General features: G+C 67.5%; 17 protein-coding genes. 9 read left to right on the top strand and 8 right to left on the bottom strand.

Annotated elements, in window-relative coordinates:
* A partial coding sequence (locus K8V84_RS11335; protein ID WP_304073979.1) for a YafY family protein occupies positions 1–530 on the bottom strand: 530 nt, incomplete at its 3' end.
* A 141-nt stretch (positions 531–671) separates the two neighbouring features.
* Between K8V84_RS11335 and K8V84_RS11330 the strand changes: the two genes are divergently transcribed.
* Both K8V84_RS11330 and K8V84_RS11325 read left to right on the top strand, forming a co-directional pair.
* Positions 672–1094 carry a VOC family protein gene (locus K8V84_RS11330; protein ID WP_304073977.1) on the top strand — a complete coding sequence of 141 codons (423 nt, stop codon included), beginning with the start codon at positions 672–674 and terminating at the stop codon, positions 1092–1094.
* A 100-nt stretch (positions 1095–1194) separates the two neighbouring features.
* Positions 1195–1335, top strand: coding sequence for a hypothetical protein (locus tag K8V84_RS11325; RefSeq protein WP_304073975.1), 141 nt, complete (start codon positions 1195–1197; stop codon positions 1333–1335).
* Positions 1336–1455: 120 nt separating this feature from the next.
* On the opposite strand, the gene K8V84_RS11320 is transcribed toward K8V84_RS11325, so the two are convergent.
* The 3 genes from K8V84_RS11320 to K8V84_RS11310 all read right to left on the bottom strand — a co-directional run bounded on the left by K8V84_RS11320 (position 1456) and on the right by K8V84_RS11310 (position 2716).
* Positions 1456–1638 (bottom strand): DUF397 domain-containing protein, encoded by a 183-nt coding sequence (locus K8V84_RS11320; protein WP_304073973.1) that lies wholly within the window; start codon positions 1636–1638, stop codon positions 1456–1458.
* A gap of 86 nt (positions 1639–1724) precedes the next feature.
* A complete protein-coding gene (locus K8V84_RS11315) occupies positions 1725–1904 on the bottom strand; it encodes a DUF397 domain-containing protein (protein WP_304073971.1) in 180 nt (59 codons plus the stop codon).
* Entirely contained in the window at positions 1904–2716 is an 813-nt protein-coding gene (locus K8V84_RS11310) for a Scr1 family TA system antitoxin-like transcriptional regulator (RefSeq protein WP_304073969.1), read from the bottom strand. The genes K8V84_RS11315 and K8V84_RS11310 overlap by 1 nt, the downstream gene beginning before the upstream one ends.
* Positions 2717–2919: 203 nt before the next feature.
* On the opposite strand from K8V84_RS11310, the gene K8V84_RS11305 reads away from it, so the two are divergent.
* The 5 genes from K8V84_RS11305 to K8V84_RS11285 all read left to right on the top strand — a co-directional run bounded on the left by K8V84_RS11305 (position 2920) and on the right by K8V84_RS11285 (position 6314).
* Entirely contained in the window at positions 2920–3408 is a 489-nt protein-coding gene (locus K8V84_RS11305) for a hypothetical protein (RefSeq protein ID WP_304073967.1), read from the top strand.
* Positions 3409–3411: 3 nt separating this feature from the next.
* The gene (locus K8V84_RS11300) at positions 3412–3963 is read left to right on the top strand and encodes an ATP-binding protein (protein ID WP_304073965.1); all 552 of its coding nucleotides are present in this window, start codon (positions 3412–3414) and stop codon (positions 3961–3963) included.
* Between the two features lie 65 nt (positions 3964–4028).
* Positions 4029–4406, top strand: coding sequence for a hypothetical protein (locus K8V84_RS11295; RefSeq protein WP_304073963.1), 378 nt, complete (start codon positions 4029–4031; stop codon positions 4404–4406).
* Positions 4407–4625: 219 nt separating this feature from the next.
* On the top strand, positions 4626–5063 hold the full coding sequence (locus tag K8V84_RS11290; protein ID WP_304073962.1) for a CoA-binding protein: 438 nt from the start codon (positions 4626–4628) through the stop codon (positions 5061–5063).
* 291 nt (positions 5064–5354) lie between these two features.
* A complete protein-coding gene (locus K8V84_RS11285) occupies positions 5355–6314 on the top strand; it encodes a DUF5996 family protein (RefSeq protein ID WP_304073960.1) in 960 nt (319 codons plus the stop codon).
* Between the two features lie 240 nt (positions 6315–6554).
* Here the strand turns inward: K8V84_RS11285 and K8V84_RS11280 are convergent, their stop codons facing one another.
* From K8V84_RS11280 to K8V84_RS11265, 4 genes are all read right to left on the bottom strand, one after another.
* The gene (locus K8V84_RS11280) at positions 6555–7856 is read right to left on the bottom strand and encodes an MFS transporter (RefSeq protein WP_304073958.1); all 1302 of its coding nucleotides are present in this window, start codon (positions 7854–7856) and stop codon (positions 6555–6557) included.
* Positions 7857–8137: 281 nt separating this feature from the next.
* Positions 8138–8473, bottom strand: a complete 336-nt coding sequence (locus tag K8V84_RS11275; RefSeq protein ID WP_304073956.1) for a hypothetical protein — start codon at positions 8471–8473, stop codon at positions 8138–8140.
* Between the two features lie 593 nt (positions 8474–9066).
* Complete coding sequence (locus tag K8V84_RS11270) at positions 9067–9534, bottom strand: MarR family winged helix-turn-helix transcriptional regulator (protein ID WP_304073954.1); 468 nt, start codon at positions 9532–9534, stop codon at positions 9067–9069.
* Between the two features lie 121 nt (positions 9535–9655).
* Positions 9656–10651, bottom strand: a complete 996-nt coding sequence (locus tag K8V84_RS11265; RefSeq protein ID WP_304073952.1) for a hypothetical protein — start codon at positions 10649–10651, stop codon at positions 9656–9658.
* Positions 10652–10866: 215 nt separating this feature from the next.
* On the opposite strand from K8V84_RS11265, the gene K8V84_RS11260 reads away from it, so the two are divergent.
* Entirely contained in the window at positions 10867–11274 is a 408-nt protein-coding gene (locus K8V84_RS11260) for a MerR family transcriptional regulator (RefSeq protein ID WP_304073951.1), read from the top strand.
* 43 nt (positions 11275–11317) lie between these two features.
* On the top strand, positions 11318–11788 hold a 471-nt coding region (locus tag K8V84_RS11255), incomplete at its 3' end, for a MerR family transcriptional regulator (RefSeq protein WP_304073950.1).

Here is an 11788-nt window from a genome sequence, read left to right as displayed (position 1 = left end):
CGCCCGTTCCCGAACACGACGTGGTGTGGTTCGACGCGCCGCCGCGACGGCTCGGCAGCCGGATCGTCTCTCACCGACACGTAGCCGAACCGCAGTACCTCGCACGCCCGGACCGCCGTACTCACGGCGAGGAGCACCTCGGGGTCGGCCACCACTTCGGTGTCGGACGGCAGCGTCGAGAACGTCACGGAGTCGACCCTGTGGCGCAGCCGTGAGGGCATCACCTGCCGCACCGTCGTCAGTGCCCGCAGCGCCGCTTCACCGTCCGCCGCGCCCGAGGCCGCGGCGACCTGAAGGGCGGTGGCCAGGGCGACGGCCTGATCTTCGTCGAACAGCAACGGCGGCAGCTCCGAACCCGCGTCGAGCCGGTAACCGCCGTCAGGGCCCTTGAACGTGGTGATCCGATAGCCGAGCTCGCGCAGATGGTCGATGTCGCGGCGCAGTGTGCGATCACTGACCTCCAGCCGTTCGGACAACAACCGACCGGGCCAGTCGCGCCGGGTCTGCAGCAACGACAGCAGCTTCAACATTCTCGATGATGATCCGGCCATGTCGGTCATCATGCGCGAAGAAGCGGACACCCCGTGACCGGTACCCCTGTGAGGCTCCTCCTGCGGCCGGGAAACCGCGCCCGCTCCATCAAAAAAAGAGGGATTCGAGGAGTCATCGACATGACCATCAACGTCACGCCGCACTTGAACTTCCGTGGCGACGCGCGCGATGCGCTGGAGTTCTACCAGACGGTGTTCGGCGGTGAGCTGACCATCGCGAGCTACGCCGACATGGGCAACACCGACCCCGCCACCGCCGATCACGTGACCTTTGGCCAGGTCACCGCCGACAACGGGTTCAGCGTCATGGCCTACGACGTGTATCCCCACCTGGAATGGGAGCGGGGGAAGGACCCCTTCTTCGTCTCCGTCCGTGGTAACGCCCCTGAGGAGATTCAGGGTTACTGGGACAAGCTCGTCGATGGGGCGGAGGTCAAGCAGCCCATCGGCCCGTCCCCGTGGGCGCCGCTCTACGGACAGCTCACCGACCGTTTCGGTGTCACCTGGGTGCTGGACGTCGCCGTCGAATACTCCACGGCCTGATCGAACTCGGGCGATGGTGCGTTCGGTCGGTTCTCTCCGCCGAACGCACCATGCGACCCGCCCGGAGATGGGACGAGAGCGTGTCCGGGTCGAGGTTCACGTGATCGCCGAGACCGAGCACAGCGTGTGGGCGGATGTCAGGTGGTTCCACGACGGGACGGACGCGGAGAGGTTCGTCTACCAGTTGGTCCGGTCGGATGGGGCCTGGAAGATCGCCGTGCTGACCCCGATGGGCACCTGAACTCGCGAAACGCGATGATCGACTTCGCGGGTTCGAAGGTGCGGGACAGCGGAGATCGGTAATCTATGGGCGAACGGTCCCCCGCCAATACGCCTGGCGGGGGACCGTTTCCGTACGGGGTCAGCCGGCTCGCAGGGAGCTTTGGAGAGCGGCCCACTCCTCGGCAGAGAAGTCGAGTTTCCCCAGGTCACGATTTTGTGTGTCGCGCACAGCGGCACCCTGCACGGTGGCGCGAGCTTCCACGCAGTGGCCACCGTGGGCGTTGCTGTACGACGACTTGTGCCAGGTTTCCGTCAGCGGCATTGCACAGCCTTCCTCAACGGGCGTTTCCTCCCGTATCCGAGCGACCGGATCAGTCGCCCACTCCTGCTCCCAAACCTCCAGAGTGACTAGTGGTGGGGGAGAGATCCCAGGAGGGCATTCCACTCATGAGCATCGAAGTCGAGTGTTCCGAGTTCACGGTTCCGAGTATCGCGTACAGCAGCGCCCTGGCCTATGGCCCGAGCTTCCACGCAGTCACCACCCGTACCGTTGCTGTACGACGACTTGTGCCAGTCTTCGGTCATCATCAGAGGTTTCCTCGAATCTCTTCCAGTTTGGCGCGGGACTCAGGAACCGGCAGTGCAGCACTCATCAACTCCGCGAAAGTCCGCTCGTAGCTTGCCACAACCTCGGGTTGTCTCAACACGAAGCCCGTCTCCTGGCTCTCCACGTAGGCGAATGTGCCCGAATCAGGTACTTCCATCAGGGTAAACGCCCCGCCCAGTCCTGCATGGCCCTCGCTCCTGAGCGGAATGATCTGAACCCGCAGACGCAGCTGTCGTGACTGGTCGATGAGGTGATCGACCTGGATCGGCATCACGTTCGGATCTTGGAACCGCCGCAACAGCACCGACTCATCCAGAAGCATCGTGAGCGACGGCGGATGTTTGCGTGACAAGAGCTCTTGGCGTTGACGCCTAGCAGCCACGATCTTGTCAACGCTCTCGGCAGCAGCCTGTGGCCTGGCCAACTCACTGATCGCACGTACGTAGCCTTCAACCTGCAACAGACCGGGCACCAATCCCAGCGCGAACTGCCTGATCTCCAGCGCGGTCTGTTCGGCTCCCGCGACCTCACGGAAGTACGCGCTGGTACCACCCTCAGAGAACGCCGCATCCCAGGCACTCGTCAGAACTCCATGCGCGGTAAGCGCGGAATCCAGACGAAGCACATTCTCCCGATGTGTCTGTTTCTTCCCTCGTTCGACATCGCTGATCGTGCTCTGTCCAACGGTGGATACAGCGGCTAACTCCTGCTGAGTCATGCTCGCCTGCACCCGAAGCTTCTTCATGAGATTGCCGAACCGAGCCAGCGGAATCTGGACATCGTTCCTCTTCACAGGCCGCCCTCCGGTCAAATATCTGAACCTATCGCCGCTTATGAAACCTCTACCGAGTCTCCTGATAAGCGTAGCCGGCAGCAGAAGCCCTTGTCAGAGTTTTCACAGAAGGACATTTCTTCCGGAACACAAGAAGCCCCGAGGCCGGTTACGACAGCCCGCCTGGGCAAGCGAAAAACACCGATATACCCGAAGTGAGAAGAATGCAAGATACCCAGGCCCGACCGCCCACACCGGACGAGCCCTATCCGCGATTTCTCCATTTCCCGAACTCCCGCCGGTCCGGAATCCTCCTGGGGCACACCCTCGCCCCCGCTCCCCTACTCACCTGGTGTCGCACCACACTCCCCCACCACGCCGCGCCGCTGATCCAGATCACCCGAGCGCTGGTCGACAACGCCCACCAGCACTCAAGTTCAGGGCTACCCGGCGGCACCGTCCGTGTCGTACTCGACCAGACCTTCCCCCTCTTGCCTCACCTGTACGTGACCGATGAAGGACCGCGCCCGGACGACCCCTTGATCAGCTACCCGCACCGCCTCACCCACGCCCCGCACAGCGGTCTCGCCCTCGTCGAACGGCTCTCCGTGTACTGGGACTTCTCCTGGACCTGGGACGGACACCGCATACGCGCGCTGACCATGCAGGTCGTCCTCGACACCACTAACCAGAACTCCCGAAGGGCCCTCTGATCCATGACCACGATCGCGACGCCACGCCTGCCCGAGGTCACCCTCCCACTGGGTGAACTGGTCCCGGCCAGGTACCGGCACTACTTCCAGCCCGACCCGACCCGGGCCGCCTACCGGGTCCGCAGCTACGAGTTCGGTTCCTCACCTCAGTGGATGCCACTGGTCCGTGCGTTTCTGAACACGGCCGCCGGGCACCGTGACCCCGACTTCCGCCACCTCTTCACCCTCCTGGGCAGCGAACTCGCCTCCAACGCCCTCCGGCACACCCGTTCCGGCCGCCCCCTGGGCCACTACACCCTGCGTTGCGAACGCCGCCGCACCGGACTCCACCTGACCTGCCGAGACCAAGGCACCCCCGGCACCTCCCCCACCCCCCACGACCACCTACGCCCTGCCCCTCACGGGCTCGATTCGGAGTCGGACGGCGGTCGAGGCCTCGCACTGGTCGATCACCTCGCGCCCCAATGGGGTGACGACGGGTTCGTGTCCCGGCGCCGGGTCTGGTTCTTCCTCCCGTACGACCTGACCGATTCGCCCTGGAACGACGTGCCCTGAACAAACCCCGGCGCTTCTGAGAACCCGACAGGCCCCGAATCACAGACCTACCGAGAGCAGGATCGATGTCGTATCCCATCCCCGCGCCCCGACGCCCGTTGGACCCTCGCCCGAAGAACCCCTTCCGGGCCGGCCCGCCCGGCCCGATCTGCGCTTCCTGCGCGCACCGCACCTGCCGCGCCGGACGGGCGCGAACGCTCCCCCGTCTGGGTGGGCACCGCACCGAGTTCGTCCCGGAACACCGTCAGGCCGCTCAGATGCAGGCCCACCCGTCGCCCACCACCACCCTCAACGGACACCTTCGGCGCAGCCTTGATCCAAACCCGCATCTGATGATCTTCTTCGGGGAAGCCACTCAGTCGTTCTGGGTGGCCTCGACCTCGGGGATGGTCGAGGCCCGAACCCTCGACGATCTACTCACCCACCTGTGGGCCCACCACTGAAAGCCTTCGCGGGGCCGAGTTCCGCCGAGACCAGGCCGTGCGGTTTCGCCCATACGAGGGACCGAACACCGGTCCGCGCAGAGCTGGGGCGCCCAGGGCCTTCACCGACGTACATGGGGACGCGGGCGGGCGGAGTGTGCGAGGCGCGCTCCGCTCCCCTGGCACCCTGTCCGCGCGACAGCGGGAATCGGCGGTGTGGCGGGGCTGTTCTCCACCGACATGACCAAGACATGGCAGGACCCGAAGACCATCGACCGCTTCCTCGACCACACCAAGACCTGGGCGATCGTCGGGTTGTCGAACGACACGGGGCGTACCGCCCACTCGATCGCGCAGTTGTTGCAGGCCAAGGGCAAGAGGATCGTTCCGATCCACCCCGGAGCCGCCGCTGAGGGCGCGGAGGTCCTCGGGGAAAAGGCCTACGCGACGCTCGCCGAGGCGGCCGCCGAGATCGGGACCATCGACGTCGTCGACGTCTTCCGCCGCTCAGATGCGGCCGGGGCGTTCGCCGACCAAGCCGTCGCGATCGGAGCGGGCAGCGTTTGGTTCCCGCTGGGGGTCGTCGACGAAGAGGCGTTCCGGCGTACGACGGATGCCGGTCTGCCGATGGTAATGGACGTCTGCCCCGCGATCGAGTGGGGCAAGCGCGACGCCTGAGCGCTGTTTCGAAGGCCCGGGCCGCCCGGGCTGGATCACGCATGCGCCGCACGGCCATCTCGTGCGCCGTCACCGACACACCCTCCGACACGTCGGTGACGGCGTAGACCTCGAAGTCCTCGAACCGCAGGCCAAGGGCGGGTCCCACCATGAAGTTGATTGATCATCTACCATCTGGATGCCGTATCGATCATCACCGGGATCCGGGCCGAGCCGGGAGCACGGGGACGCGAGGTTCCGCCCCAGGCCACGTTCCCTCTCCGGGGACGCGACAAAGGAAGCGAGAACCAGATGAGCGACTCCTCGACGACGAGCTGGCCGAGCCTGCGGGTCTCGGACTGGACGGACACCCGCGACACCCTGCACATGTGGACCCAGATCGTGGGCAAGATCCGCATGGCCCACGCCCCGCTGGTCAACCACTGGTGGCAGGTGCCCCTGTACGTCAGCCCGCGCGGACTGACCACCTCGTCCGTCCCCTACCGTTCGGGGGCCTTCGAGATCGAGTTCGACTTCGTCGGCCACCGGATCGAGGTCCACAGCAGTGACGGCGGCACGGACGGTTTCCCGCTGCGGCCCATGACCGTCGCCGCGTTCTACTCCCGGATCCTGGACCTGCTCGGCCGGCTCGGGATCGAAGCGCCGATCCGGCCGGTCCCCAACGAGGTCGACCCGGCGATCCCCTTCGCCGAGGACCACGAGCACGCCTCCTACGACGGCGAGGCGGTCACCCTGTTCTGGCGTCAGCTCCTGCAGGCCAACCGGGTGATCGGTGAATTCCGGTCGCACTTCATCGGCAAGGTCAGCCCGGTGCACTTCTTCTGGGGAGGGATGGACCTGGCCTGTACCCGCTTCTCCGGGCGGCCGGCTCCCGAGCACCCGGGCGGGGTTCCCAACTGCGGGGACTGGGTCATGGTCGAGGGCTATTCCCGGGAACTGTCCAGCTGCGGCTTCTGGCCCGGCGGCGGCGAGGAAGGCGCCTTCTACTCCTACGCCTACCCCACGCCCGAGGGCTTCGCCGAGCAGGCGCCCGGCCCCGAGGGCGCTTACCACAGCACCGAGTTCCAGCAGTTCCTGTTCCCCTACGAGGCCGACCGCACCGCGCCCGACCCCGACCGCGCCGTGGCCGAGTTCCTGCACAGCACCTACGAAGCCGCCGCGAACCTCGGGCGCTGGAACCGTCCCGCGCTGGAGGACGACCCTCTGCGCTGGCACGGAACCTCCGCGACGCCGGGGAACGGCGGGGCCTGATCGGACTGCCACGGGCGGGGAGGAAGCACAAATCCTGTTGACTGGTCAACAGGAACTTCCCAAGCATGAAGTCGATTCATCAATAGAACGGTGACGATGTCGAGGAACGCGAGGGGCCAGGCCCGTCATCTCGTTCACCACGCCGGTCGACACAGCGACCGCAGGGAGGTGAGTGCGATGCGATTCGGGTAGTTGACCCTCGGTGACGTGACACAGAGCCCCGGCTCGCGCACCCTCACGTCAGGCTTCGACGACGGAAGGGTCGGGGTCCGCTTCCTCCGGCTCGGAGCCGAGGTCGTCGATCCCACGGAACGCCGGGGAGACCAAAGCGGCCAACGCGGTGACCCCGACGAGGACCGCGATCACGGCCCCGGCCACGGGCAACCCGGCCATCGAGGCCACCGCCGCGAGCGGTGCGCCGGCCAGGGCGGGCGCGGAGAGCATCACGGTGTTCTGCGCCCCCAGCACACGGCCGCGCATGGCGTCCGGGGTGGCCTCGATGGTCAGCACCCCGAGCACGCCTCCGGCCGGAGCGAAGAGGAACCCGGCCAGGGCCGCGCCACCCAGCACCAACCAGGGGGAGGCCATACTTCCCACCGCGGCGAACCCGATCAGCGCGCCCAGCATGCCGATCACGAACCAGACCCGTCGACGGACCCGGAGCGCGAAGGCGGCGTAGAGCGCGGAGCCGCCGATACTGCCCGCGGCGATCGCGCTCAGGGTCAGACCCGTCAACTCGGGAAGGTCCTGCTCGGTGAAGTAGGCGGGCATGAGGGTGGTCTGTAGGACGCTCAGAACCGCGATGAACACCCCGGTGACCAGGGTCGATCCGAGAACCAGCCGGTTGTGGAACAGGAACCGCCACCCGTCGGCCAGATCGGCCGCCGCCCGCCGCAGCGAGCCCCCCGCGGCATCGGCGGGGACGGGGTCCCGGGGCGGGATCCGTCCGGCCCGCGGGTCGAGCACGAGCGTGCTCAGTGCGGCGAGCAGGCTGGTCGCGGCGGCGGCGAGCAGGATCGCCGGGGACAGGCCGAACAGCGCGACCAGCAGTCCGCCCAGACCGGGACCGGCCAGCAGGAGTACGTTGCCCACGGTCTCGCGGACCGCGACCAGCCGGTCCAGCCGGACCGGGCGCCCGTTCCGGCCCGGCTCGGCTTCGCCGAGGCGGGCCAGGGTGGGCAGCATGGTCTCCTGGGCGGTCATCCCCGGAACCCGGATGAACGCCCCGACCACGGCCATGGCCAGGAACCAGGCCAGGTTCAGGCCCCACGTCAGGTCGATGAACAGCAGCGCCGCCATCGACAGGGCGTTGAGCAGGTTGGCGATGACCGACACCGCGCGCCGGTCGACCCGGTCGACGAGCAGCCCGGAGAAGAGCCCGGTCAACGCGGACACGGCCATACCCACGGTCGCCATGATCCCCGCCGCGAGCACGTCTCCGGTGCGGTCGAGCACCAGGAGCGGGATCACCACGCTCGCGATCCCGGCTCCCAAAAGGGACAGGGCGTAGGAGGTGAAGTAGATCGTCGGGCTGCGGCGCACGGTGGCCGGCCTCCTCAGGGAGTCGGTCGCGCGTGCCCGGGACGGCGGGCACGCGCGAGCTGATGGGGTGGCTCCGGGAAGTGCGGAGCCGTCGGGACGAATCGGTCAGCCCCGCGAACCGGTCACGGAGCCGCTCGACGCGACCGGTCACTTGGTGGTGCGGCGGTCGGCTCTGCCCGGACCGTCCACCCAGGTGGTGGGCGATGAATCGGCCGGCCGCCTCGAACACGGCCATCTGCTTCCCCGGGTCACGAACCGGGGCTGGGTCCGTTTGAAGTCGGTCAGGTCCGAGACCCCGAGGACGTCCACCGCCGCGGCGAAGCGGTCGGGGCGATACCGACGGGCAGGATGAGGTAGGAGGGCGACTTCGGCCCGTCACGGTCGGTGATGGTGACCGGGCGCATCGGCGCCGGGGACGAAGGAGACGTGGGACGGGTCTCGTCGGCGGTGACGGGCCGGGGCCCGGAGCCGGGTTCGAGGTCCCGGACCAAGATGTCGAGCCGGTTCCTCCAGGGCGGGAGGAAGGCCATCCTGGTGCCGTCCGGAGAGATCGACGCGCTGGTGCGCCGCGGAGAGTCGAAGAGGTCCTCGAAGGTGTGGAGCTCGGAGAGTGCCATGTTTCCAGTCCTTGCTTCCGCGGCGTCGCTTCTGTTCAGGTGCACTCCGATTCAAGCCGCCGGGCCGTTCGCCGGGCAGTGCCGCCGCGTCAACACCTCCGCATGATGTTCGTAGGGGTGTGGACATGACACGGTGCCACTACCGCGTCCGTCATCCCTGTTGAGAGCGTTGCCGTGAGCCCCAGAAGACCACCCGGATGTGGTGAAGGGCCGGGACACCGTGACGGCGGCGCGGCTGTACGCGAAGAGGGACCTCCGCGTCGAGGAGGTGCCCGCACCCGATGCCCGGCCGGGACGGGTACAGCCGTGGCACTCCCCCATGTGCGGCCGTAGCCGCCCTCCGAGCGAAATCCGATCAGTCTCCGGCTCTGCTCCGGGACCGGTACGCCAGATACCGGTAGTCCCATCCGCAGTCCTTGAGGGTGCGCCGGGTGGCGATCCCGAAACAGAGGCCAGAGGCGGTCCGAGACCTCTTGGACGTCCAGACGCTCGGACACGAACCCCCTTCGCGACGAGGACGACCGCGGCTTGGCGCAGCACACCGCGATGGCACACCGCGATGGCACTCCACGAACGAACGCCGTGTGGCCGGTTCAGCCCGGCTGCTTCTCCGCGTGCTCCAGGACGCGCTGGGAGAGCCGGGCGAACGTGTTGAGCTGCTTCGGTGTCAGTGCCTCGATGAACAGATGGCGGACGTGCTCGGCGTGCACGGGTGCGGCCTCCCGGATGGCCTCGTAGCCGGGTGGAGTGGCGACGATGAACGCTCCGCGCGCGTCCTCGGGACATTCCTTCTTGGCCACGAGCCCGCGCTTGACCATCCGCGTGACCTGGTGGGACATACGGCTCTTCTCCCACTCGACGAGCTTGGCCAGTTCCAGGAAGCGCATCTGCCCGTCAGGGGCCTCGGTGAGTTTGGCGAGCACGATGTAATCGGACGCGGATATCCCTGAGTCGGCCCGAACGAGACGGGTCAGCCGCCCTATGAGGACTTCCTGCATGCGGATGAAACTCTCCCAGGCGGCCTGCTCGTCCGGGTCGAGCCCGCGCGGTGTCTCATACATGGACGCAGTGTAGCGAAACTGTTGACACTTCATCTATCAGAGCTCGCATGACGTCGTCAATGAACCCCGGCGGTCGAGGCTCCGTGGATCGCACGGAGCCTCGACCATCGCGCGAGCGGTCCTAGTCGGTGGGCAAGACGAACCGCGGTTCCTCCGCCACGGTCGGCGTTCCCGTCAGGGTCTCGCCGATGGCGGCCGCCAACCGTTCCAGACCCTCGGCGGCGGTCTCGGCGTCGACCTGGGGCGCTTCGGCGGCGCACACCTGGTCGGTGATCCTCTCGGGGTCGGCCGGACCCGGGTTGTCGAAGGCGTCCAGGGCCAGGGCCGCGGCGACGGGGTCGGTCGTGCCGAGCATCAGGTGGTCGGACTCGTTGTCCGCGCACAGCTCCTGGACGGCCACGTTGCGCACGTTCTCGCCGGCGAGTACGGACGCCCCGGACTCGTCCGTGGTGGCCGGGTGCACGGTGTCGTCGGTCGTGCTCAGGATGCTGGTGGTGCTGACCTCGGCGAAGGTCTCCCGCGGCGAGTTGAGCTCGGTGATGAACCTCGCGTCCGGGTCCATCTGCCACAGCGCGGGCGGGCACTCCACCTCAGTGGTGCAGTGGGTCGCGGTGCTGCCGTGGCGCGGCGAGCCCAGGGTCACCAGGTCGTCGACCATGTCCCTGGTGTCGGGCCAAAAACGCAGGGCGGCGCGCCCGAGGACCCCGCCCTGGCTGAACCCGAGGACGTCGATCTCCTCACCGTGCTGTTCGTAGGTGCCGCGGATGGCGTGGGTGACGTACTCGGACGAGACCTGCATGTCCGCGGTGGAGTTCTCGGGCGGCTCGATGGTGCAGACCGTTCGGGACTCGTTCAGCCGGGGAAGGTGGTTCCAGGAGAAGGTCTCGTCCGCTGTGAGCAGGGTCGGCGGGATCAGCAGGACGGGAGCCGCTTCGCCGTCGCCTGGACCTTCGAAGCAGGCGAACGCCGCGGCGAGCTCATCGGCGGACACGGTGAGTTCCGGGCCGCTGTCGGAGGCGCTGGTGTCCGATGAAGCTTCCCGGCCTATGTCGAGCGCGGCACAGCCCGTCACCGGAATGGTGAGCGCCAGCAGCAGCGCTGCGAGATCGCGCTTCATCCGCCCTCGCCGAAACAGGTTCTTACGGAGAGGCTCCGTGTCGATGGTCGGTCCCTCGGTGTTCATGGCGAAAGAACTTCCTCAGTGGTGGGTGCGACGATGCCCCGGTCGAGAACGGTCGCGGAATCGCGACCGAACCGGGTACGTTGGCGACGCTAAAACCTCACATCAATGTGAGAGGCAAGCGATGTGTCGCAGTTCACCAAGGGGGCGGTATGAGGATCGGGGAGCTCTCACGACGGACCGGAGCGAGCGTCCGGCTGCTGCGCTACTACGAAGAGAAGGGCCTGATCGGCAGTACCCGCAGCGCCAGTGGACAGCGCCACTTCACGGAGGACGCCGTTCCACGCGTGGAGTTCGTGCGCCGGCTCCTCGCGGCGGGGGCGACCAGTCGTGCCATCGCCGAGATGATGCCCTGCTTCGACACGCCCCTGGAGGAGAACTTCGACAGCGCGATGGAACGCCTGGCACAGGAGCGCCTGCGCATCACCAGCGGCATCGAGGATCTATTGCGGGCGCGAAAGGCCCTGGACGCCCTGATGGACACCGCTCGGGAGCATCGCGCTCGGCTGCCGAGGAACCAGGCGGGCCGACCTCTCGACCTTCCCGTCCACCGGACGTGATCGTCCCGCGCGCCGCGCGGCCCGAACTCCTAGGAGTCATCCGATGCTCAGTGGTGAACTCGCCGAACTGGCCGGCGTCACCGTCCGCACGCTGCGCCATTACCACCAGATCGGTTTGCTGCCCGAGCCCCCGCGCTCGACCGGTGGCTACCGACGCTACGACGTGAGCGACCTCGTGCGGCTCCTGCGGATCACGAGGTCGACCGCGCTGGGCGTACCCCTGTCCGCGCTGCCGGCGGTACTGGATGATCCGGCGGGGGTGGAGGAGTTGCTGGACGAGCTCGACCGCCAGGCGGCCGCAGAGATCGCACGACTCAACGCCCGAAGGGCCGACATCGCCGCCCTGCGCAGTAGCGGCTCCCCGCCCGACCTTCCCCCGGAGCTGGCGATGCTGCGCTCCGCCCCCGAGTCCGGGGTGCCCGAGGGCATGGCCCGACACGAACACGAACAGCTGGTCCTGATCGGACACCTGCTCGGCGAGGACGGCCCAGCGAGACTCGCCACCCTGCTCGCA

It is taken from the genome of Nocardiopsis listeri (assembly GCF_020741345.1).
In the GTDB taxonomy this organism is placed as follows: domain Bacteria; phylum Actinomycetota; class Actinomycetes; order Streptosporangiales; family Streptosporangiaceae; genus Nocardiopsis; species Nocardiopsis listeri_A.
The sequence above is the reverse complement of the archived record's forward strand: the minus strand, read 5'-3'. Positions and strand labels throughout refer to the sequence as shown.